Origin of the sequence: Aquibaculum sediminis, from assembly GCF_040712085.1 — a bacterium.
Taxonomy (GTDB): Bacteria; Pseudomonadota; Alphaproteobacteria; order Kiloniellales; family DSM-21159; genus Aquibaculum; species Aquibaculum sediminis.
This window is the reverse complement of sequence record NZ_JBFCVK010000001.1, coordinates 245,016-268,344: the sequence shown is the minus strand read 5'-3', so window position 1 is coordinate 268,344 and position 23,329 is coordinate 245,016. Positions and strand designations below refer to the sequence as shown.

The following is a 23,329-nucleotide window of genomic DNA, read 5'->3' as shown; positions in this document are numbered from 1 at the left end:
TTGTTTACAAACGTTCATGAATGTATATAACCCTGCAAGGGGCGCCTCGCAAGCAGGGGCAGGTTTGCTATGGGTTACTGGGTTGCGCACAGGCAGACGGATTCTGCGAGTGCTGTCCTTGGGCCCGACCGCAGGCTTCGCGCTTCCGCCCATCAAGTCATAGTGTCTTGCCGGCCCGCCGTGGCACGGCCATCGCTCGGAGAGTTGAAACATGCCGGCTCATCTTCCCTTTTCGCCGCGGCTCGGTCGCCGGGGCAGGCTCCTGCCGCTTGCCGCAATTGGCCTGGTGCTGGGGCTTGCAGCCTGTGATGCGGGTGGGCCGGGTGAAGACTCGGGAGCCGGAGGTCCGCCCCAAGGGCCGCCGCCGAGCGTGACCGTCCTCTCGGTCGAGCCGACCTCGGCCGACGTGTACTCCGACTATGCCGGCCGGGTGCGTGCCTCGCGCCAGGTGGAGGTGCGTGCACGGGTAGACGGCATTCTGGAAGAGCGCCTCTACGATGAAGGTTCGGTGGTGGCGCAGGGCAAGGCGCTCTTCCGGATCGATCCCAAGCCCTTCGAAGTTGCGGTGCTCGCAGCGCAAGCGGAGCGCGAAACCGCTCAGGCCGATCTGCGTCAGGCGGAAAGCGACTGGCAGCGCATAGCACGGCTCTTCGATCGCAATGCCATCAGCGAGCGCGAACGCGACATGTCACGCGCCCGCCTGGAGGTCGCCAAGGCAGCCCTGGCTGCTGCCGATGCCGGCTTGCAACGGGCTGAACTGGAACTGGGCTACACCCAGGTGGAAGCGCCCATCGCCGGCGTGACCAGCCTGGAGGCGCAGTCCGAGGGGACACTGGTAAGCCGGGGCACCCTGCTGACCGAGATTGTGCAGCGGAACCCGGTGCATGTTCGCTTTGCCCTGCCTGAAAGCGATGCGGACCTGCAGCATACGGCCCTGCAGGCCATGTCCAACGGCAACGGGGAGCAGTATCGGCGTGAGGCTCGATTGCTCTTGCCCGACGGCAGCGAATACCACCGGATGGGCGAGATCGACTTCACCGCCAGCACGGTGGATCCCAACACCGGCACCGTTCTGGCCCGTGCCGTGTTCGACAATTCCGAGGGCGAGGTTGCTCCGGGTCAGTTCGTGCGCGTTCGCATGCTGCTGCACACGCTCGATGACGTGATCGTGGTGCCGGAAGCGGCGGTCGGCCAAGGACTGCAAGGGCCTCAGGTCTTTGTGGTCGACGAGGAGGATACCGCGCGTTCGCGCACCGTCGAGCTTGGTCCCCTGGTGGCTGACGGCCGGGTGGTCCTGTTCGGCTTGGACGCAGGCGACCGCGTGGTGATCAACGGCCAGGTGGCCTTGCAGGACGGTGCGCCGGTGACCCCCGAAGAGGCAAGCGACCCGGGCGCTGCCGATGAAGCAGACAGCGATGCGAATGCCGGGGAGGCCGGCTGATGTTCCGCTTCTTCATCGACCGTCCCATCTTTTCGGCGGTCATCTCGATCATCATCGTCCTGGCCGGTGTCGCTGCGCTGCGCAATCTGCCGGTGGAGCAGTATCCCGACGTGGTGCCGCCCCAGGTGGTGGTCCAGGCCAGCTATCCCGGTGCCAGTGCCGATACCCTGTCAGAGACTGTTGCGGCGCCGCTGGAGCAGGAGATCAACGGCGTCGACAACATGATCTACCTGGAGTCCAGCAGCACCGACGCCGGAAGCATCCAGGTGACCGTTTCCTTCGACATCGGCACCGATCCCGATCAAGCAGCGATCAACGTGAACAACCGCGTGCAGGCTGCCATGTCGCGCCTGCCGCAGCAGGTGCGAGATCAGGGCGTACGGGTCGAGGCACGCTCCACCAACATTCTCATGGTGCCGGTACTCTATTCACCGGACGGGACCTACGACCCGCTGTTCATCAGCAACTATGCCCTGCTGAACATTCTGGATGAGCTGGTGCGCATTCCCGGCGTGGGCGATGCCTCACTCTTTGGCGCGCAGGACTACTCCATGCGTGTCTGGCTGCGGCCGGACAAGCTGGCGCAGTACGACTTGACGCCCAGCGAGGTCGCGGCCGCGATCCGGGAACAGAACGCGCAGTTTGCGGCCGGGCGACTGGGGGCCGAGCCTTCGCCGGAAGGCCAAGCCTTCACCTTCGCGGTGACCACCAGCGGTCAGCTGGCCGACGCAAAGGAGTTCGAGAACATCATTCTGCGCTCCGACCAGGATGGCAGCACCCTGCGCCTGGGCGATGTGGCCCGTGCCGAACTGGGGGCGCAGGATTACGCCTTCTCCGCCACCTACAACGGTCAGTCGGCGGTGCCACTGGGCATCTTCCTGCAGCCGGGCGCCAACGCCCTGGATACGGCGGGTGCGGTGCATGACGCCCTGGAGGAGATGGCCGGGCGTTTTCCAGAGGGCATAAGCTATGCAGTGCCCTACGATACCACCGAGTTCGTGGAAATCTCGATCCGGGAAGTCTTCGTGACGCTGCTGCTCGCCGTGGCGCTGGTGGTGTTGGTCACCTACCTCTTCCTGCAGAATTTCCGGGCAACCTTGATTCCCGTGGCGGCCATCCCGGTCTCTTTGATCGGCACCTTTGCCGGCATGCTCGTGCTGGGTTTCTCGGTCAACCTGCTGACACTCTTCGGCCTGGTGCTGGCAATCGGCATCGTGGTGGATAACGCCATTATCGTGCTGGAGAACGTCGATCGCTTGATGCGCGAGCGGGGCATCAATGCGCGCGATGCGGCCGTGGTCACCATGGACCAGGTGGCGGGCGCAGTTGTCTCCTCCACCCTGGTGCTCGTCGCGGTCTTCGCGCCGGTGGCCTTCCTGGGTGGTCTCACGGGTGAGCTCTATCGTCAGTTCGCGGTGACCATTGCTGTCTCCGTGGTCGTATCCGGGATTGTCGCCGTTACTTTGACGCCGGCCATGTGCGCCCTGCTGCTGAATCGGCAGCCCAAGCGACCGGCCTTGCCGTTTCGCTGGTTCAATGCGGGGTTCCACCGTCTGACGGCCGGTTTCGGCTGGGTGGTCGACCGTTTGCTGCGTCATGCGATCATTGGCTGCCTGCTCTTTGCTGCCGTTGTCGGCTCGACTCTGTGGATGCTCGAGCGTCTGCCTTACGGACTGGTGCCACAGGAAGACCAGGGCGTGGCCCTGGTGATGGTGGAATTGCCGCCGGTATCCGCCCTGTCCCGCACTGAGGTCGTGCGAGACGAGGTCGCCGGTCGCCTCTTGGAAATGGACGAGATCCAGGATTTCACGGCCTTCGCTGGCTGGGACATTATCGCTGGATCGCTGCGGACCAATGCCGGGGTGGGCTTTGCCAATCTGTCTGACTGGAGTGAGCGCGAGGGGCCAGGCCAGGATGCGGCCTCCATGGCCGGGCGCATCATGGGCCTGGGCGCGGACATCCAGGAGGCCAATGTCATCTCCTTCATTCCACCGCCGATCATGGGCCTTTCGCTCACCGGCGGCGTGGAAGGCTATCTGCAGGTGCGCGGCGGCGCGACAACCGCCGAGATCGAGGCCATCGCCCAGCGCCTGGTCGCCGCAGCCAACGAGCGGCCGGAACTGATCAATGTCCGGACCACGCTCAACACCGGCATCCCCCGCTTTGCCGCGGAGGTTGATCGGGAGAAAGCCAAGGCGCTCGGCGTGCCGATCAACGAGATCTTTGATGCCATGCAGAGCACCTTCGGCTCGCTCTACGTCAACGATTTCACGCTGTCCGGACGGAACTGGCAGGTCAATCTGCAGTCCGAGGGTGAGTTTCGCAGCAAGCCGGAAGACCTGCGGCGCGTCTTCGTGCGCTCCTCCTACGGCGACATGCTGCCGCTCAGCTCCCTGGTGACCCTGGAACGCACTGCCGGCGCCGACATAAACAACCGCTTCAACGTCTTCCCGGCCGCCAAGCTGCTGGCCGATCCGGCGCCTGGTCATACCAGCGGCGAGGCCAAGGTGGTGATGGAGGAGGTTGCCGCCCAGGTCCTGGACAGCAACAGCCTGATCGGCTGGATCGGCGAAGCCTTCCAGCTCGATGCTGCAGCCGGTGCGGGCGGGGCTGCCTTCGGCCTCGGTCTGCTGATGGTCTTCCTGATCCTCGCCGCCCAGTACGAACGCTGGACCTTGCCGCTGGCCGTGGTGACGGCCGTTCCCTTTGCCGTGTTCGGCGCGGTCATAGCCTTGATGCTGCGGGGGTTCCCCAACGACGTCTACTTCCAGGTCGGGCTGCTGGTGCTGATCGGACTGGCGGCGAAGAACGCCATCCTGATCGTCGAGTTCGCTGCGCAGAACCGACGCCAGGGGCTCAGCGCAACCGAAGCCGCCAGCACCGCAGCGCGACAACGCTTCCGTGCGATCATGATGACGGCGCTGACCTTCATCATCGGCACGCTGCCGCTGATGCTGGCCACGGGTGCCGGGGCCGCCAGCCGTCAGGAAATCGGCACCGTTTCCGTCGGCGGCATGCTCGCCGCGAGTTCCTTGGCCCTGCTTTTCGTGCCGCTATTCTATAAGCTGCTCGATGGGTTGCGCAGGGGGAGCAAGCGGGTGGATTCGAGCGAGAGCAGCAAGGCGGCTGACCATGGTTGATCGTTGCCTTGGCCGCGGTGCAGCCCTGGCGCTTGTGCTGTTCGCCCTCGGGGCCTGCGCGATGGGCCCCGACTATGAGCCGCCAGCGGTCGAGGTGCCGGACGCCTGGCCTGCGCATCTGCTGCTCACCAGTGAGGAGCGGCAGGACTGGACCCAGTGGTGGACGCGCTTCGAGGAGCCGCAGCTCGATGCTCTGGTGGCGCGCGCGCTCGATGACAACCTGGATATCCGCTTGCAGGTCCAGCGCCTGCAGGAGGCGCGGGCCCAACTGGGACTGGCCCGGGCCGAGCGTTTACCGACGCTCGAGGGGCAGACACGGGCCGCGCGCGAGCGTCAGTCGGAAGCGACCTCCCGGACCCCGATCGACGGCGGTCCGGAGAACTTCTACTCCCTGTCCGCGTCGCTCGGGTATGAGATCGACTTCTGGGGTCGGCTCGCTCGTGAGGAGGAAGCGGCTGCGGCGCTGCTCGATGAGTCGATCTTCAGCCGGGATGCGGTACGGCTCAACGTCGTGGCCGACGTGGTCGCCACCTACTTCAACCTTCGAGCGGCGCAGCAGCAGTTGCGCATTGTCGAGCGGGCGTTGGAGGCGCGCGAGCGCACCTACGCGCTCGAGGACATGCGCTACCGCGACGGCGAGACCGACTCGCTGACCTTGCGCCAGGCGGAGTCGGAACTGCAGGCAACGCGCGCCCGCTTGCCGGCGCAGCGAGAGCAGGTGCTGCTTCTGGAAAGCGCGCTGGCCACGCTGGTGGGCATGACGCCGGCGGAGCTGTTCGACAATCTGAACTTTGGCGAGGGTAGCCTGAATGGCATTGCGCGGCCGGAAGGCGTGCCGGCAGTCGTGCCGTCCGAGCTCCTGCGCCGACGGCCGGATATTCGGGCGGCGGAGGCCGGCCTTGTGGCCAACAATGCCCTCATCGGGGTTGCCGAGGCCGAGCGCTTTCCGCAACTCAATCTTTCGGCTTTCCTGGGCACGGCCGCCATCAGCGTCGGCGACCTCTTCACTGCTGCGTCCGCGACACGCGGTGTGGGCGCCGGTCTGTTGGGCCCGATATTCGATTTCGGTCGGGGGCAGGCGCGTGTCGAATCTGCAGAAGCCCGGCGTGAGCAGGCGGAAACGCAGTACCGCATCACCCTGCGCACCGCTTTCCGTGAAGTGCGCGACGCCCTGATCACCTACGATACCACGGGCGAGCGCATGGAAATGCTGCAGCGGCAGGTGGAGGCGCTGCAGGAAACCTTACGGCTGGCCGAGCTGCGCTATCGGGAAGGCTTTGTCGGTTTCATCGAGGTGCTGGATGCGCAGCGCGCGCTGCTGGAAGCGGAACTGGCGGTGACGGAAGCGCAGCGTGACCGGCTGAATGCCACCACCACCCTCTTCAAGGCCATGGGCGGCGGCTGGACCGGGGAGGTCGCCCAGGCGCGGGCAGAGTGATCCCGGGCTTGGTGCAGATCGCGTTCAATTGGGATCGCTTGGCGATCCAAGTGGAACGCGTGAATCTATACTATCTCGCTGGTTTTGGACCGATCCGGCCTAGGCGCCTGAAAGCACTTCGTTCAGTTTGGCCACCAACTCCTGCAGGCGATAGGGTTTGGGCAGCATGGCCAGATCGCAGTCTTCGGCCCGCGACATGGCCTCCTCGGAGTAGCCGGTGGTCAAGAGCACGGGAAGCTGGGGCAGGTGTTCACGCGCTGCCCGTACCAGATCGTCTCCGCTCATCCCGCCCGGCATCACCATGTCGGTAAACAGCAGATCGAAGGATGCCCCGCTGCGGATGATGTCAAGCGCCGCCGGTCCATTGGCGGCGCCGGTCACGAGGTAGCCCAGGCCGGTGAGCTGGCGCTCCACGTGGCGCCGGACCAGGGTGTCGTCCTCGACCAGCAGAATGCGCTTCCCTTTCGCGCTGCTTTCGACACTGGAGTCTGCGCTTTCGGCCTCCTCCGTTTCCATGGCCTCGGCGGCCGGCAGATAGAGGCGCACGCGCGTGCCGCGGCCGAGCCTGGACTCGAGTGCGACATGTCCCCTGGACTGCTTGGCGAAGCCATAGACCATCGAAAGCCCCAGGCCGCTGCCTTCGCCCACATCCTTTGTGGTGAAAAAGGGCTCGAAGGCGCGCAGCCGGGTGGGCTCGTCCATGCCCGTTCCCGTGTCGGAGATCGTCAGCAGCACGTAGGTCCCCAGCTTGGGGCCCTGCTGCTGACGGTCCTCCGTTTCGACGCTCCGGCGCTGCGTTGCGATGGTCAGTTTGCCGCCGTTCGGCATGGCGTCGCGCGCATTGATGCAAAGGTTGAGCAGCGCGCTCTCCAGTTGCGGTGCGTCGACCAGGGCCGCCGGGTCATCCTCGGCCGGCAGCACCTGGAACTCGATCGTCTCGCCGAGCGTGCGGCGCAACATCTCCTCCAGCCCCTGAACCAGGGCATTGACGTCGACGGCCTTGGGATTGAGCGGCTGCTTGCGGGCGAAGGCGAGCAGGCGCGCCGTCAATTCCGCGCCTTTCAGGGCGGCGGAACCGGTCATGTCCGCCAGGCGGGCCAGGTCCGGATTGTCGGCGAGGCTTTCGCTGAGCAGCTCGGCATTGCCTAGAATGACGGTCAACAGGTTGTTGAAATCATGGGCAATCCCGCCGGTGAGGTGACCGATGGCATCGAGGCGCTGGGCCTCGCGTAGTTGCTCCTCGAGCTTATGCTGTTCCGAGATATCGACGACGCTGCCGATCATGCGCACCGGCTTTCCGGATGCGTCGTGCAAAAGGAATCCCTGGTCCCGAACATGGGCCCAACTGCCGTCGGCCCGCGCCACGCGGTAGGACTCCCGATAAGGTTTGCCTCCGGCGAAGGCCTCGTGCGCCGCAGCCAGAACCCGTCCCCGATCCTCGGGATGAATCAGTTCTGTCCAAAGCTCGGGGCTCTCGCCGAGGGCCTCGGGCGGATAGCCGAAGACGCTGCGCAGTCCGTCGCTGTACCAGACTTTCCCGCTGGGCAATTCCCGATCCCAGACCACGTCGCTCGTGGCCTGGGCAATGACGCGAAAGCGATCGTCGGCGTACTTGCGCTCCGTGATGTCCATTTCGGTGACCAGCGCGCGGGTGTCGCCCCTCTCGATGTCGGGTAGGGAGAAGCGGGCCAGGACATCGAAGGGGCGGCCCGAGATATCGTGCAGCCTGTTCTCGGCCTCAAAATGCCGGGCGCCGCGGGCAAGAGCGTCGAAGGCCTTGATTGCGGCTTTGCGCGTCACCTCGCCGGCGAACACTTTGCCAAATGATTCCATGAGGTGCATGCGATCATAGGCACCGAACATGGATACGGCTGTTGCGTTTACATTGAGAATTTTCGTGCCCGACAGAGCCTCCTCCATCAGGGCCTCGTCGTTGAGCAGGGCCGCGCCCACGTCGCTGATCCCTTGGGCGCGCAAGCGCTTGATGATGGCGATCGGGCCACTCCAATCCTCTTCCCAGATCGAAACGGGAACCAGATCGTAGACCGAGCGCAAGTTCGCCTCGCTCTCCCGGAGCTGTTGATGCTGGCGCGTGCGCTCGATGGCCACCCGGAGAAACTGGCCGATGCGCGCGATGAAGCCCTGTTCCGACGGGGTCGGCCGCGTGTTGTGGTCGTAGTACATGGCGAAGGTCGCAAGCACCTCGCCGTCGGAATCCAGCACCGGTGTCGACCAGCAGGCCGCGAGATTGTGCGCTTTGGCGATCTCTCGATAGTCCCGCCACAGAGGGCTGGCCTGGGTGTCCCCGACCACGACCTGACGACGGCGTGCCGCGGCGGTCCCGCAGGATCCGGCGCCTTCGCGGACAGGGAGTCCGTCGACCGCGCGATTGAAGGCTTCAGGCAGATGAGGCCCGGCCCCGTGGTGAAGGTGGCCGCCGTCGACCAGTTGCACCGAGGAACGAACCCCGGGCTGCAGCCGGTCAACGGTTTCGGTCAGGGTCTCGAGGATCGCCGACAGGGGCAATCCCGCGCTGACGGCATCTAGAACAGTGGCTTCCAGCTCCCGGAGCTCGGCAAAATGGCGCTGCTCGGTTACGTCGCGGGCAACGCTCAGGACTGCATAGATATGCCCGTTGGCGTCATACATTGGCGTGGCATGGGAGGACATCCAGCGTGTCGTGCCCTTCAGGCCGATCATCCGGAAGGATGCCTGACCGGTGTGGCCGTTCATGGCCTTGCGATGCAGTGCCTTGTAGCGCTCACGATCCTGCGGGTGGATGAGACACCGGTCGAGGGTTCCGATAACGTCTTCGCGGCTGTTCGCCTCGATAAGCCGCAAGCCTGCCGGGTTCATATCGAGCAGCGTGCCGTCGGCGGCGACGAGTTTCACGCATTCCGGTTCGTTGTCTATGATCGCACGCTGTCGCGCCTCGCTGTCGCGCAGCGCTTCGCTGGCGGCCTTCAGACGGTCGATGTCGGTGAGGGTGCCGTAGTACTTGAGGACCCGGCCCCTCTCGTCCTTGAGCGGGGCACCTGTGTCGACGTACCAGCGATAGCTGCCGTCGCCATGACGCAGGCGCATCTCCACGGCAAAGTTCTCGCCTGCTTGCACGGCATCTCGCGTGTCGCGCTCGACGTTCGGGTGGTCATCTGCGTGAACCAGGGAGAGCCAGTGGCGCGGGTCGAACTCCTCGCGCGGGTAGCCCAGCCATTCGAAGAGGATGCCATTGGCATAGTAGACGCGACCGTCGGCGTCCGCGGCCCAGATCGGTGCCGGAATGGCGTCCAGAAAGGCATCGAGCTGCTCGCTGCGATCTCCGGTGTTCGGAACCTTATCGGAACCTCCCGGCCGCATTGGCGCGGATGATTGCCGATGCTCGTCCTGCTGGATGTCGATGGCGCTGCCGTGCCAATGGGTCAGCTTGCCCTCGACATCCCTTACCGGGTGGGCTGTGAAGAGAAAGCGGCGGTGGCGGCCGAGGGCTCCGACCTGCAGGCGGAATTCATCCGCGTAGATCTGGCGGCTGGCCACGGCCTCCTGCCAACCCCGCTCGGCACGTTCCCGGTCTTCGGGGTGCAGGGTCTCGAGCCAGGATTCTGCGTTATGTCCTGGCGCGGTTTGGCCGGTTATCTCGCGAAAGTTCGGACTGATATAGTTGATTCGGCCATCGGCTTGGGCCGTCCAGGCGATAGAGATGCGTGTGCCGGCTTCTTGAGGTCCGGAAGCCTGCGTCGATCGACCTTCGGCTGCCGCCGTGCCCGGAAGGTTCTTCTGAAACATCGCCGCTCACGTTTGAGACCGCTGCTCGTAACCGGTCGAGTGTTCGCTATCGTCACGAGTTGGGCCTTTTAGCGCATCACAGCGCGGGACGCTATCTGTCCTTTCGTTTCGCTTCTGTGGCCACCCAATGAGGCAATGAGCACGCGCTTTGGAAGCTATCCCTTCTTTGCCGCTTCGCTGATGGCGCGCGCCTTGTCGGTCGCGGCACCCAGGGCTTCGGCAAGGGCCTTGGAGAAACCGGCGCCTTCAGCGGCGTCCAGTCCGGCGGCCGTGGTGCCTCGGTAACTGCGGTAGAGGGCGACGATCTCTTCCGCCTCCGCGATGTGGCCGCGCAGGGTTTCGCCGCCGTCGCAGACCGCGGCTTCCACCGCGCGCTGCGCGACTCCCTCAGACAGACCGGCTTTGCGCGCGTCCACGAGCATGGCAGCAGCCATCAAGGCCGGGTAGGCGGCCCCGGAGCCGGAGAGCGCGGTGAGGTAGTCGATCTGCGCTTCATCTTCCACCTCGTCCTCGCGGCCCACGGTGGCCAGGAGTTCGCGAACGATGGCCCGGTGCTCTTGCGTCACATCCGGTCCGGGGATCCAGGGGGTGTAGGACTGCCCGCGATCCGCAGCGCCGTTCGGGGCCGAGCGCACCACGCGGGCTCCGCTGGCCGCGAGCACCTCGAGCGGTGTACCGGCCAGGAAGGAAAGCACCAACCGGCCTTCGGCGCGGAGCCCGAGCCCGGCATAGTCCTCGGGCCGGACGGAGAGCACGATCACGTCTGTGCGAGCCACGAGGTCCGCCGAATCGCTGGCCCAGTGCGGCTGGCTGAAGCCCAGGTAGTCAGGGCGCCGCCCGCTGCGGTTCAGCAGCACGAGATTCTGCGGCTTCACAAGACCGCTGTTGAGCACGCCCCTGCCCAGGGCACTGCCGAGCCAGCCGGTGGCACCGATGATTCCCAGGCGCATGCCCATCCTCCTCACGTTGTGCTTGGACTGCTTTATTCCGGGCGCGTCTCCAGCCAGCGCCACAGATAGGGAAGATAGCCAGATTCCACGTGCAGTCGCACCCTGGCCTCCGCCGTGCGATAGAGCAGAACGCCCTGCAGCCCGGCGAAAAGCGTTGCGGCCGAGGGACTCCCGTTGTGCAGGTCGGCGCTGGTCGCTTCACTCACCAAGGCTTCCGCATCGTTCCCTTCAAGCTCCAGAACGGCGTAGGCATTGTCCGCCACCGTGGCCGCCCAACCTTCAGCGTGCCAGCCGGGCTCAAACGCGATTGCCTGAGGGGTGACGAGCAGGGCGCGATCGCGGGCGATACGCGCACGGTAGGGACCGTCATCGGGTGCAACCTCCCAAAGCCCGACTTCTGCGCTTTGCGGGCTGAGCTGCGCCCAGGCCTTGTCCAATGCGCCGCTGACCAAGGTTTGGGAAAGGCCAGGCACGACCCGCGCGCTCCAGCCGGGGCGCACCAACTGCGCCTCGTTCCACTCTGGAAAGACGGTCCACTTCTGAGCGAAATCACGCATTGAGGCGCGCTCCTTCGGGATCGAAAGCGCAAGGCTCCACCACCTGCGCCCGGCGCTGCTGGCCGAGGTGATAGATCTCGATCTCCTGCTGCAGGCGCGCGCGGCCTGCCTCGATGAGTGCCAGCGCAATGGGGCGACCGAGGGTGGGGCTCCAGTAGCTGGAGGTCACGAAGCCCAAGGAGCGCCGTGCGTTGCCGCTCCCCTCGACGGCGTGGGCGCCGGTGGGCAGCGGCTCCGGCCCCTCCACTTGAAGCCCGACGAGTGCGGGCCGATTCGGCTTGGTGGCCTCAGGGGTGAAGAGGGCGCGTTTGCCCAAGTACTCGTCCTGACGCTTGTCGCGCGGGCCGCTGAGGCCAAGGTCCATGGGCATGGTGTAGCCGTCTGTGTCCTTGCCGGCGACGATGTAGCCTTTCTCGGCCCGCAGGATCATCAACGCTTCGGAGCCGAGCAGTGTCGCATCGCGCTTTTGTCCCTCCACCAGCATGCGCTGCCAGAGCGTCAGGGCACCGGCTGCGGGCAGGGAGAGCTCGTAGGAGCGATCGCCGGTGAAGCTGACCCGCGCCACACGCACTGGCCATTGCCCGAAGCGCCCCTGAGCGAAGGCCATGTGCGGCAGGGCGCTGTCGCTGAGATCGACGCCAAGTTGGAGAGCCTCGACCAGTGCCCGGGCCTGCGGGCCGGTGGCGGTCAGCGTCGACCACTGGGCCGTCGAGTTGTGCACCACGACCTGGCTCGGGTCGAAGCGGTCCTGCCGCCACTCCTCCAGCCGCATCATCACGCCCGGTACGTGACCGGAGGAGCAGGAGACGACGAAGTGATCATCGCTCACTCGCAGCACCACGCCGTCGTCGTAGACCACGCCGCTTTCGGTCAGCATAAAGCCATAGCGGATGCGGCCGGGCTTCAGGGTCGATAGGCGATTGTAGGAATTGAAGTCCAGCAGGGCCGCAGCCTGGGGGCCCATGACCTCGATCTTGCCGAGCGGTGAGCCGTCGAAGAGCCCCACCGTCTTGCGGGCCTGGTGCGCCTCGCGATGGATCGCCTCTTCCGGCGTGCCGACACCATAGAAGGCCGGGCGCAGCCAGGAACCGTATTCGCGGAAAGCGGCACCGGCCTGCCGGTGGGCGTTCTCCAGGACGAGGCGGCGTACCGGCGAGAAGAGCTCGCCGCGGCGTCGCCCGGCGATCACCGTGAAGGGCACCGGCACATAGGGCGGGCGGTAGGTGGTGGTGCCGACCTCGGGGATCGACCTGCCGGTGACGACTGCCATGGCAGCCAGGCCGTTCATGTTCGAAGTCTTGCCCTGGTCGGTCGCCATGCCGAGCGTGGTGTAGCGCTTGAGATGCTCGACCGAGCGGAAGTTCTCCTGCGCGGCCAGTGCCACATCCTTCAGCGTCACGTCATTCTGGAAGTCGATCCACTGCCGCCCGGCCAACTTGGGATCGGGCCAAGCGGCTTCGATGCTGAACTGCTCCATGGCGCCCTCGACTCGCGGCGCATCTTCCTTGCCGCCACTGCTCTGATGTCCTTCCTGGAGCGCATCGCCCAGCAGGAAGGCGCCGTTGGCTGCGCCGACCACCTGCAGGCCCGCGACAGCCTGGCCCGGTCGGAAGGCGAGCCGTGCTTCGTCATACTGCAGCCGCCCCTTGGCCTGGCAGAAGAGATGCACGTTGGGCGTGAAGCCGCCGGAGACCAGTACGGCATCGGCGTCGAGGCTACGGCCCTTCACGACGACGGCCTCGGCGCGCTTGCGCCCCTGGACTGAGGTGACGGGCGCGTCGTTCTGCAGGTCCACGCCCTCCGGTGCCGGAAGCGAGGAGCATGCGCGACTATCGGCGATGGTGACCTTGGCGCCCGCCTCGCGAAGCGCCGTGGCGACCGGCCAGACGCTGTCGTTGTTGGTTGCGATCACCACCCGCTCGCCCAGGCGCACCCCATGGCGGCGCAGGTAGTGCAGCGCTGCGTCAGCCGAGAGAATGCCCGGGCGGTCGTTGTTCTCGAAAACCAGCGGACGTTCGCTGGCGCCGGTGGCCAGGATGATCTCCCTCGGGCGAACGCGCCAGAGACGATCCGGGCGCCCTTGCCGCTGTTCCCAGAGACAAACCAGGTTGTGGTCATAGAGACCGTAGGCGGTCGTGCCAGTCAGGAGCTCTCCGCCCTGGTCCGTCACCTGCTCCAGCGTGGCGGCGACCCAGTCGGGTCCTTCGAGGCCCTCGATCCGGCCCGGGCGATGCAGGAGGCTGCCGCCGACCTGGCGCTGCTGCTCGACGAGAAGCACACGCCGGCCGGCGGTTGCGGCGGCGCGGGCTGCTGCCAGTCCTGCCGGACCGGCGCCGATGATCAGCAGATCGCAATGGCGCGAGCGCTGGGGGCAGTCCGCCGGTGGCTCGAAGGCGGGGTCGAGACGGCCCAGGCCTGCCATGGCGCGGATCCGAGGCTCGTAGACGTGCCAGTCGGGCCAGAGGAAAGTCTTGTAGTAGAAGCCGGCCGGAAGGAACCCACCCAGCCGGTCCAGCAGGCCGAGGCGATCGCTTTCCGCATTGGGGCGGGTGTTGACCGAACGTAGCTCCATCCCCGCCTCGAGCGGCACGAGAGTGGCCCGGGCGTTGGGATGGTGCCGTCCCTGGTGGCAGATGTCGAAAAGGCCGTTGGGTTCGTCAGCACCGGCGCTCCAGAAGCCGCGGGGGCGGTGGTACTTGAAGCTGCGCCCGATGGTAAAGATGCCATTGGCGAGCAGGGCCGAGGCAACCGTGTCGCCATGCCGGCCGACAAGCGGGCGCCCGTCGAAGGTGAAGGTCAATGCATCCGAAGCAGTTGCGCCCTGCTTGCTGGGGCTGGGGGCGGTCATGGCGCAGCCCTCCGCAGGCTCTCACTGGCGAAGACCTCATGCGTGACCGTGTCGCGCTCCATTAGGAAGAACTCGCCGCAGCTGAGATGCACCCAGATCTCGCGCGAGCGTCCCTTCGGGTTGGTCTCGAAGTGAAGGTACTCGGCCCAACCGGCGTCGCTCACTTCTGCGGCCGGTTCGGGCCTGTCGTTGCCGGCTTCGCCCCCGTAGTGGAACTCGGTTTCGTCCCGAAGCCCGCAGAAGGGGCAGGGAAAGCGCTGCATGGAAAGCCTCCTGGGAGCCGATCAGTGGGCGATGGCCGAACCGGCCGCCTCGTCGATCAGGCGCCCGGTGGTGAAACGGGAGAGGTCGAAGGGGCGGCTGATCTCATGATGCTCGCCGGTGGCCATCAAGTGGGCCAGCAGCCAGCCGCCCGCCGGTATGGCCTTGAAGCCGCCGGTGCCCCAGCCGCCATTGATGAAGAGGCCGGGCAGGGGGGTGGGACCGATGATCGGTGAGGAGTCGGGCACGACGTCCACGATGCCGGCCCATTGCCGCAGCAGCTTGAGCTGACCGAAGGACGGGAACATCTCCAGCATGCCGGAAATCACCTGCTCCTGCAGCGGCGGATTGCCGCGCTGGCCGTAGGAGACCACGCGGTCGAGTCCGCCGCCGATCACAAGCTCGCCCTTGTCGGACTGGCTGAGATAGGTGCCGGTTCCCATGTAGAGCAATACGGTGTCCAGGCAGGGCTTAACAGGTTCCGAGACCATGGCTTGCAGCGCAAAGGAACGGATCGGCAAGCGGAAGCCAGCGAGGCCGGCCAGCACGCCGGAGTGCCCGGCAACGGCCATGCCGGTGACCCCGGCGCGGATGGTGCCGCGGCTGGTCTCGACTCCGACGCAGCGGCCATTTTCCACGAGAAAGCCGGACACTTCGCAGTTCTGGATGATGTCGACGCCAAGGGTGCTGGCGCCGCGCGCGTAGCCCCAGGCGACCGCGTCATGGCGTGCCGTGCCCGCGCGGCCCTGCCAGATGCCGCCGTAGATGGGAAAACGGGCCCGATCGCTCTGATTGAGCAGCGGCGCCTTCTCCAGCACCTGCTCCCGCGTCAGCAGTTCGGCGTCGGTGCCGTTGATCTGCATGGCGTTCACGATCCGGGCGGCCATCTCCATCTCGGCTTCGGAGTGGGCCACCACGGCCAGACCGCGCTGCGAGAACATGATGTTGTAGTTGAGGTCGCGCGACAGGCCCTCGTAGAGCTTCAGCGCAAAATCATAGAGCGCCACGCTTTCCGGGTAGAAGTAATTGGAGCGAATGGCCGTCGTATTGCGACCGGTGTTGCCACCGCCGAGCCAGCCCTTCTCCACCAGCGCGATGCGCTTCAGGCCATGGTTTTTGGCCAGGTAGTAGGCCGTGGCCAGCCCGTGTCCGCCGCCACCGATGACCAGCGCGTCGTAGTCACCCTTGGGCTCGGCATCCCGCCAGGCAGGCTGCCAGCCAGTGTGCCCACGCAGCCCCTCTCGGAGCAGACGCAGTGTCGAATAGTCCTTCGCCAAGGCTCAGCCCCGTTCGTTGCAACTCGTTGACATCGCCGATCACTGGACACTAATGTCCATGAAACAGGCAAATCAAGTCACAGCCTTGCACGATGACAGAGGGGAGCAGCAGAAAATGATCAAATCACTATCCACGCTGGCGTTCACTGCCGCGGCGGTCCTAGCGCTCGGGACGGGCTCGGCATCCGCTATCACCTTCAAGCTTGCCACCGATTCCGGTGCACCCGGTTCGCCGACCGCAGCCTCCATGGAGCAGTGGGCCGAACTGATCGAGGAGGGCACTGACGGCGAGATCGAGGTTGATATTTTCTATCAGAACGAGCTCGGCAGCCAGCAGGAGGTCTTCGACCTGCACGTGGCCGGCGACGTCGACCTGATGATCAACTGGCCGATCACCGCCTACGACCGGCGCATCGGTGTCATCTACACGCCTTACATGGTCTTCACCTGGGAAGAGGCGCTCGAAGCCTACAAGCCCGGTGGCTGGATCAACGGCATGCTGGACGGCATCTATCAGGACGTCGGCCTCAAATTCTTCGGTGCCTGGCCGGAAGGCTTCAACGGCGTGGCGACCCGGGGCAAGTATGCCCTCTCGGTCGAGGATGCGGGTGATCTCAAGGTCCGCGTGCCGCCGATGTTCCCGCAGGCCGAGACGCTCGAAGCCATGGGCTACCAGACGGCCTCCATCGACTGGAGCGAGGTCTTCACCTCCATCGAGACCGGCGTGGTCGACGGCGATGCGGCCAACGTCATCTACTGGGACTACGAGTATTTCCGCGACACGCTGGACTACTACGTGCGCACCAAGCAGTCCTTCGTCACCGGCATGATCTCCATGAACCTGGACTCCTTCGAGAACCTGAGCGACGAGCACAAGCAGGTCGTTCAAGAGGCCGCGGTCAAGGTGATGGAAGATCACTTCGTCAACGGCCGCGAGATCGACGCACACTACGCCTCGCTCGCCGAAGAATCCGGCATGGAGTACATTGAGCCCGACGAGGAGACCATCAAGGCCCTGGCCGAGGTGGTGCGCGAGAAGGTCTGGCCGCTGATGGAAGACCAGGTGGGTGCAGAGATCATGGACGTGGTGCGGGCCAACGCCAGCCCGCTCTGACCTCTGCGATCCTGACCGACTGAGGTGACGTGTTAAGCAAGATCGATAGAGCTATCGCCACGGTGCTAAGCGCCGTGGCGATTCTTTGCAGCATTTCGCTGGCCGGCTTCCTGCTGTTGCTGGTTCTGGCTCGCTACGTTTTCGGATGGAACTTCGCAGCAGCGCATGACCTCAGCCTGATGGCGTCGATCTTCCTCTACATGAGCGGCGCCCTCATTGCCTCGCGGCGCAGCGAGCATCTGACCGTAACCTATCTGTCGACCCGCCTGCGCAGCGAACGCAGCCGCATCATCCAGCGCATTGTGGTGGCATCGATCACCACGGTGGTGTGCGGCTTCTTCATTTACTGGAGTTACGAGATGGTCTCCTGGGGGCTGCAGCGGCCGCAAACCACGGTCACCCTGCACATTCCCCTCTGGATCCCGCAACTGGCCATCGTCGCAGCGGCCCTGGGCTGCTTTGCCTATGCGCTGCGCGATCTCGTGCTGGGAATCGGAGACCTGCGTCGGCTGGGAGGGCCAGAAGCCTGATGGAAGGCCTGCTCGCAATCGGTCTCCTGATCCTGCTCATGGGCATCGGCGTGCCCGTGGCCTGGGCCTTCGCCGGTACCCTGGCCTATCTGGTCTACATCTATGACAGCAACCTCAGCACCCTGCTGCTGCAGGGTTTCCGGTCGCTGAACTCCATCGTTCTCCTGGCGCTGCCGCTCTTCGTGCTAACGGGTTACCTGATGCAGTCGGGCGGACTCGCGACACGCATCATCCGCTTCATCGACGTCCTGGTTGGTGGGCGACGGGGCGGCATGGGCGCCTCGCTCGTGCTGAGCTCCGGTATCTTCGGGGCGATTGCGGGAACCGCCACAGCCGCCGTTGCCTCCATCGGGACCATCATGGTCGATCCGTTGGAGAAGCGGGGCTACCCGCGCGGCTATACCTCCGCGCTGCTGGGCGTGTCCTCTCTGCTGGGCATCCTCATTCCGCCCTCCATCACCATGATCCTTTTTGCCGTGGTGACCCGGCAATCGGTCGCCGCGGCTTTCGCCGCGACCATCGGCCCTGCGCTTCTGCTGATGATCGGCCTCATCCTCTTCAACCGCTTTTGCGCCGGGCGCCTGTTCGAGGAGATTCCGGGCGAGGCGGTGGCGAAGGGACAGCGCGGCAAAGCAGTTCTGTCGGCGCTTCCCGCCCTTGTGCTGCCCTTCATCATCCTGGGCGGCATCTACGGCGGCGTCTTCACGCCGACGGAAGCCGCTGCGGTTGCCGTGGCTGCCTCGCTCTTCATCGGCGCCTTCATCTATCGGGACCTGACCTGGGGGCGCTTCGGCAAGAGCATCATCGCGGCCGCGGAGACCACGGGCACGATCATCCTGATCCTGCTGTTCTCCTTCATGATCAGCCGCATTCTCGCTTTCGAGCGGGTGCCGCAGGAGCTGACCGAGACCATGCTCTCGCTCTCGCTGGGCCCCATCGGGACGCTGCTGCTGGTCAATGCGGTGTTAATCGTCACAGGCGCCCTGATGGACGACGTCTCGGTCACGGTCGTCATCGCGCCGCTGTTCATGCCGGTGGTCACTGCAGTTGGCGTGGAGCCGCTGCACTATGCGGCCATCGTGGGCTGCTCCGTGGTCATTGGGGCGAACTCGCCGCCGGTGGCCCCGATCCTCTACATGGCCTGTCGGATCAGCAAGGTGCCGATCCATAAGACGGTGGGGCCCGTCCTGCTACTGCTGGGGATCGTTGCCATGCCGGTGATGCTGGTCACCACCTTCTGGCCGGCGCTGTCGCTGTCCTTTCCGCGCTGGCTGGGATTCTATTGAGCGCCTGAGCGGCTTCCGTCCCGAAGGAAAGCCTGGAAGTCGGCGATTTCGGCGTCCGTCGGCTCGAGCCCCGTGAATACGCGCAGGTAGTTGGCGATGTAGGCCATGCGCGTTTCCATGGGCTCCTGGATGTCCAGCGAGTAGTAGCCGATCTGCATGTAGTAGAGCACGCGCGCACGAATGAAGGCCTCGTCTTCCGCATAGCCGTGACGACGGAACATCGCGGTGAGTGCCCGCATGCGCTCCTCGTCACCGGCATCCACGGCCTGGCGTGCCTTCTCCGACTTGCGGGCCCAGTCGCGCACTGCGATGTCCAGGCGGGGGTCGAAAAGCGTTTCCTTCACCCAGCATTCGAAGACATTGAGCACGCTGCGGCAGGGTGTATCGGCCTCGCGTCCTGCACGCTCGAGGATGGCGGCGGTGTTGGTCGCCTGCCAATGGGCCAGGAGCTGGTCGAGCAGGTCCTGCCGGCTCTTGAAGAACCAGTAAAAGCTGGAGCGGGACACGCCCAGTTGCCGCGCGATTACCTGCACCTTCACCCGATCGACGCCACCCGCCACGATCAGGTCCACCGCCGCGCGCAGCCATTCTTCTCTGGTGGAGCGGCCGGGGCCGCTATCGGGATGGTTGGGCATGGTTTCGGCTTTGACCGTTCCTGGGGTTTCCGTGTTGGAGTTTTCGCAACGTCTGTACACTTCTGTCTAGACGCCTTCGCGTCAAGCCGATTAGGCTGTTCGCAACAGTCGATCCAATGGGAGTAGCGGCCATGCAGTCACAATACAGGGTGGTGGTGATCGGGGGCGGAGTGGTCGGTGCCTCGGTCCTTTATCATCTGACAAAGCTGGGATGGAAAGACGTGGCGCTCGTCGAGCGCTCGGTCCTGACGGCCGGCTCGAGCTGGCATGCGGCCGGTGGATTCCATGCCCTGAATGCCGATCCGAACATCGCGGCCCTGCAGTCCTACACCATCGACCTGCTCCAGGAGATCGGCGCCGAATCGGAGGTCGACACCGGCATGCACATGACCGGCGGCATCTCGATTGCGGCCGATCCGGCGCGCTGGGAATGGCTGCAGTCGGCCTATCGCACCTTCCAGACCATGGGCATCGAGGATGTCCGGCTCGTCGGTCCTGAGGAGGTCAAGGAGGCCTGCCCACTGATCTCGACGGACGGGATTCTGGGTGGCCTCTACGCCGAACGCGAAGGCTACATCGATCCGTCAGGCGTGGTGCATGCCTATGCCCGGGCGGCCCGCAAGCGCGGGGCAACAGTCATCGAGCACAACCGGGTTCTGGAACTCAACCAGCGCCCGGATCTGAGCTGGGACGTGGTGACCGAGCAGGGGACGATCCAGGCCGAGCATGTGGTGAATGCCGGCGGCCTCTGGGCCAAGCAGGTGGGCCGGATGGTCGGCCTCGAACTGCCGGTCAGTCCGTTGGAGCATCACTACCTCGTCACCGAGAACATCCCGGAGGTGGAGGCGCTCGACCGCAAGCTGCCCATGATCGTGGATCTCGAGGGCTTCACCTACATGCGCCAGGAGCAGAAGGGCATGCTTCTGGGCATCTACGAGCGCAACTACCAACACTGGAACATGGACGGGGCACCCTGGGATTACGGCATCGAGCTGATCCAGGAGAACATCGATCGGATCGAAGACGAGCTGGCCACCGGTTTCCGCCGCTATCCCTGCCTGGAGAATGTCGGGATCAAGCGCTGGGTGAACGGCGCCTTCACCTTCTCCCCGGACGGCAACCCCCTGGTGGGGCCGGTGCGCCGGGTGCCCAACTATTGGCTGGCCTGCGGCGTGATGGCCGGCTTCCTGCAAGGCGGCGGCGTCGGCAAGGCGCTCGCCGAGTGGATGGTAGAGGGCGAGCCGGAAGGCGACATTTTCGGCATGGACATCGCCCGCTACGGCGATTTCGCGTCCAACAAGGAGTATATCCGCCAGACCACGGGGCAGTTCTACTCCCGGCGCTTCGTGATGACCTACCCCAACGAGCAGCTGCCGGCGGGCCGGCCGCTGCGCAAGGCGCCCGCCTATGATGCCATGAACCAGGATGGGGCCCGTTGGGGCTGCACCTGGGGCCTCGAGGTGCCGATCTACTTCGCGCCCGAAGGCTTCGAGGAGAAGCCGACCCTGCGGCGCTCCAACGCCTTCGATCTGGTGCAACGGGAATGCGAGGCGGTGCGCAGCGGCGTCGGCCTGCTCGATATCTCTGCCTTCTCCCGCTACGAGGTGAGCGGCCCCCAGGCCGAGGTCTGGCTCGATCACATTCTGGCCTGTCGCCTTCCGGCACCTGGGCGGGCGCGCCTGGCGCCGATGCTGGGCCATGACGGCCGACTGAAGGGCGATCTTACGGTCTTCAACTGGGGCGACGGCCGCTGGTGGATACTGGGATCCTATTACCTGCGCGAATGGCATATGCGCTGGTTCGAGCAGCATCTGAGCGAGGGTGTGGATGTGCAGGACATCTCCGATGCCGTGGTGGGGTTTGCACTGACGGGGCCGGATGCCCGCAATGTGCTGCAGAAGGTTACCCACCAGGATGTGAGCCACGAGGCCATCGGCTTCATGGCCTGCCGGACGCTGGATGTGGGTCTCACCCGTGTGCAGGCGGCACGCCTGTCCGTGACCGGTGAACTCGGCTACGAACTGCACTGTCCGGCGGTCGAGCACATCTCCCTGCGCGAAACGCTGAAGGCGGCCGGAGAAGGCCACGGCCTTGTCGAGTTCGGATTCCAAGCCATGAACGCTCTCCGGCTGGAGAAGAGCTTCGGCATCTGGTCGCGGGAGTTCACCCAGGGCTACACCGCGGGCATGACCGGAATGGATCGCTGGGTCGCCTTCGACAAGGGAGACTTCGTTGGTCGCGAGGCTGCCTTGGCCGAGAAGGAGCGCGGGGCCGAAACCTGCCTGGTCACGCTCGAAGTCGATGCCAGCACGGCCGATGCCTCGGGCTATGAGCCGGTCTGGCACGAAGGCCGGCGGGTGGGCTTCATCACCTCCGGCGGCTATGGGCACAGCCTGGACAAGAGCCTGGCGATGGCCTTGGTCGAGCGGGGTGTAAGCAAGCCCGGAACGACCTTGAGCACCCACATTGTGGGCGAAGAGCGCCCGGCAAAGGTGATTGTACCGTCGCCCTACGACCCAGACGGCCGCCGCATGCGCGGGTAGGGGCAGAAAAGACTTCGGGCCTCTCACCGGTGAAGGTGAGAGGCCCGATTGACATTGACGCCTGGTGGCTGGCCTGTCAGCTGCGTCGAAGCAGGCGTTGGACCTCGGGCGGCAGGGCGAAGGCCGCCTGGTGGACCGCCGGATTGTAGTAGCGGGTTTCGCCGTCCAATGCCGAAAAGCGTTCTTCCAGCGTGGCCAGAGGCAACTGGCGCAGGGCCGGATCGTCGCTGGCCCAGCCCAGGGTCATGGCACCGCCGGTATAGGTCGGCACCACGGTCAGATAAAAGGTTGCGTCGGTAAAGAGCGCGGACAGCTTGCGATAGCCATCGGTCACCTCATCGGGCTGCAGGCGCGGCACGCCATGCTGTGTGACCAGCACACCGCCGGGCGTCAGGCAGCGCTTGCAGTCGCGATAGAAGTCGCTGGTGAACAGCACCGCCCCGGGGCCGATGGGATCGGTGGAGTCCACCACGATGACATCGAAGCGCTCCTCGGTCTCCGCCACATAGCGGCACCCGTCGGCAATCACCACTTCGGACTTCCGGTTGTTGAAGGCACCAGCCGAAAGCTCGGGCAGGTAGCGCTGGGAGAGCTCGATCACTGCCGGATCGATCTCCACCATCACCGCCCGCTCGATCGGGTGCTTTACCGCTTCCCGCAGGCTGCCGCCGTCGCCACCGCCGATGATCAGCACCCGCTTGGCCTGCCCGTGGGCGAGCAGGGGCGGGTGCAGGAGCATCTCGTGATAGGCGTGATTATCGGCCGTCGTCGTCTGCACGGCGCCGTCCAGGGCGAGGACCTTGCCGAAGATCCGGTTCTCGAAGATCACCAGATCCTGATACTCGGTCTTGTCGCGGTAGAGCTCACGCTCTACCGCGAAGTATTGACCATAGGGACCGTGCAGAGTTTCCAGATACTGCATCATTCGACGATACCGCGCTTGTGTTCGCCGACATTGACGCGTGCCGGACCAAAGGCCTCCCGGAACACCGCGATGGCCTTGTGCGGCTCGGCTGCGCCGCACATGAAGAGGTCGATGGCCGCGTAGCCGCATTCCGGCCAGGTGTGGATCGAGATGTGACTCTCGGCCAGCACCGCAACGCCGGAAACGCCGCCATTCGGTGTGAAATGATGCAAATCTACGTTCAGCAGCGTGGCACCCGCCACCTCTGTTGCCCGTTTCAGGGTGTCCTCGACGTGCTTCAGGTCGTCGAGTCTCGTGGCATCCCAAAGATCGACGATCAGGTGCGTGCCGGCGAACCGCAGGCCGTCCTTTTCGACGAAATGATCGAGCCGATCGTCGTTCGGTACAGTGGTGCCGCCGTAAGCCGCACCCCTGGTATTCACCGGCGTCGGACCATTGCCAACGTCGGTGATGGTGTTTTCCTCTTTGGTTAGGGTGCCTGCCGTATGCAGGTCCAAGCCCATCCCCAATTCGGAAAGGGTCATCGAATGCTTCATCGCATCCCCCTCCGGACCAGTAGATGAACCCAGCCAGCCGCTTGCTTTCGGGTGAGCGCCGGAAA

At 65.2% G+C, this 23,329-nt stretch carries 16 protein-coding genes; 7 read left to right on the top strand and 9 right to left on the bottom strand.

Annotated elements, in window-relative coordinates; translation table 11 throughout:
- The first annotated feature begins 211 nt into the window (after nt 1-211).
- From ABZ720_RS01255 to ABZ720_RS01245, 3 genes are read left to right on the top strand one after another with little or no spacing between them, the layout of a single operon-like run.
- Entirely contained in the window at nt 212-1,441 is a 1,230-nt protein-coding gene (locus ABZ720_RS01255) for an efflux RND transporter periplasmic adaptor subunit (RefSeq protein ID WP_366552978.1), read from the top strand.
- Nucleotides 1,441-4,581: an efflux RND transporter permease subunit gene (locus tag ABZ720_RS01250; RefSeq protein WP_366552976.1), complete on the top strand. Its 3,141-nt coding sequence runs from the start codon at nt 1,441-1,443 to the stop codon at nt 4,579-4,581. The genes ABZ720_RS01255 and ABZ720_RS01250 overlap by 1 nt, the downstream gene beginning before the upstream one ends.
- Entirely contained in the window at nt 4,574-6,019 is a 1,446-nt protein-coding gene (locus ABZ720_RS01245) for an efflux transporter outer membrane subunit (RefSeq protein WP_366552974.1), read from the top strand. Before ABZ720_RS01250 ends, ABZ720_RS01245 begins: the two co-directional genes overlap by 8 nt.
- Nucleotides 6,020-6,118: 99 nt before the next feature.
- Here the strand turns inward: ABZ720_RS01245 and ABZ720_RS01240 are convergent, their stop codons facing one another.
- From ABZ720_RS01240 to ABZ720_RS01215, 6 genes are all read right to left on the bottom strand, one after another.
- Nucleotides 6,119-9,802, bottom strand: a complete 3,684-nt coding sequence (locus tag ABZ720_RS01240; RefSeq protein ID WP_366552972.1) for a PAS domain-containing protein — start codon at nt 9,800-9,802, stop codon at nt 6,119-6,121.
- A 155-nt stretch (nt 9,803-9,957) separates the two neighbouring features.
- Nucleotides 9,958-10,752: a pyrroline-5-carboxylate reductase family protein gene (locus tag ABZ720_RS01235; protein ID WP_366552970.1), complete on the bottom strand. Its 795-nt coding sequence runs from the start codon at nt 10,750-10,752 to the stop codon at nt 9,958-9,960.
- A 32-nt stretch (nt 10,753-10,784) separates the two neighbouring features.
- Nucleotides 10,785-11,309 (bottom strand): hypothetical protein, encoded by a 525-nt coding sequence (locus ABZ720_RS01230; RefSeq protein ID WP_366552968.1) that lies wholly within the window; start codon nt 11,307-11,309, stop codon nt 10,785-10,787.
- Nucleotides 11,302-14,157 carry a 2Fe-2S iron-sulfur cluster-binding protein gene (locus ABZ720_RS01225; RefSeq protein ID WP_366552966.1) on the bottom strand — a complete coding sequence of 952 codons (2,856 nt, stop codon included), beginning with the start codon at nt 14,155-14,157 and terminating at the stop codon, nt 11,302-11,304. Before ABZ720_RS01225 ends, ABZ720_RS01230 begins: the two co-directional genes overlap by 8 nt.
- Nucleotides 14,154-14,420, bottom strand: coding sequence for a sarcosine oxidase subunit delta (locus ABZ720_RS01220; protein ID WP_366552964.1), 267 nt, complete (start codon nt 14,418-14,420; stop codon nt 14,154-14,156). The genes ABZ720_RS01225 and ABZ720_RS01220 overlap by 4 nt, the downstream gene beginning before the upstream one ends.
- 21 nt (nt 14,421-14,441) lie before the next feature.
- Nucleotides 14,442-15,695 carry a sarcosine oxidase subunit beta family protein gene (locus ABZ720_RS01215; RefSeq protein WP_366552962.1) on the bottom strand — a complete coding sequence of 418 codons (1,254 nt, stop codon included), beginning with the start codon at nt 15,693-15,695 and terminating at the stop codon, nt 14,442-14,444.
- Nucleotides 15,696-15,810: 115 nt separating this feature from the next.
- Between ABZ720_RS01215 and dctP the strand changes: the two genes are divergently transcribed.
- The 3 genes from dctP to ABZ720_RS01200 are packed head-to-tail and all read left to right on the top strand — an operon-like array spanning nt 15,811 to nt 18,625.
- Nucleotides 15,811-16,809: a TRAP transporter substrate-binding protein DctP gene (gene dctP, locus ABZ720_RS01210; protein ID WP_366552960.1), complete on the top strand. Its 999-nt coding sequence runs from the start codon at nt 15,811-15,813 to the stop codon at nt 16,807-16,809.
- 29 nt (nt 16,810-16,838) lie between these two features.
- Nucleotides 16,839-17,339: a TRAP transporter small permease gene (locus ABZ720_RS01205; RefSeq protein WP_366552957.1), complete on the top strand. Its 501-nt coding sequence runs from the start codon at nt 16,839-16,841 to the stop codon at nt 17,337-17,339.
- Nucleotides 17,339-18,625, top strand: a complete 1,287-nt coding sequence (locus ABZ720_RS01200; protein ID WP_366552955.1) for a TRAP transporter large permease — start codon at nt 17,339-17,341, stop codon at nt 18,623-18,625. Before ABZ720_RS01205 ends, ABZ720_RS01200 begins: the two co-directional genes overlap by 1 nt.
- Here ABZ720_RS01200 and ABZ720_RS01195 read toward each other — a convergent pair.
- Complete coding sequence (locus ABZ720_RS01195; protein WP_366552953.1) at nt 18,619-19,320, bottom strand: TetR/AcrR family transcriptional regulator; 702 nt, start codon at nt 19,318-19,320, stop codon at nt 18,619-18,621. The genes ABZ720_RS01200 and ABZ720_RS01195 overlap by 7 nt on opposite strands.
- 71 nt (nt 19,321-19,391) lie before the next feature.
- Here ABZ720_RS01195 and ABZ720_RS01190 point away from each other — a divergent pair, with 71 nt between their 5' ends.
- A complete protein-coding gene (locus ABZ720_RS01190) occupies nt 19,392-21,803 on the top strand; it encodes a GcvT family protein (protein ID WP_366552951.1) in 2,412 nt (803 codons plus the stop codon).
- Nucleotides 21,804-21,879: 76 nt separating this feature from the next.
- Here ABZ720_RS01190 and speE read toward each other — a convergent pair whose 3' ends face one another.
- Together speE and speD are read right to left on the bottom strand one after the other, a co-directional pair.
- On the bottom strand, nt 21,880-22,728 hold the full coding sequence (speE, locus tag ABZ720_RS01185; RefSeq protein WP_366552949.1) for a polyamine aminopropyltransferase: 849 nt from the start codon (nt 22,726-22,728) through the stop codon (nt 21,880-21,882).
- A complete protein-coding gene (speD, locus tag ABZ720_RS01180; RefSeq protein WP_366552947.1) occupies nt 22,725-23,252 on the bottom strand; it encodes an adenosylmethionine decarboxylase in 528 nt (175 codons plus the stop codon). The genes speE and speD overlap by 4 nt, the downstream gene beginning before the upstream one ends.
- Between the last annotated feature and the right edge of the window lie 77 nt (nt 23,253-23,329).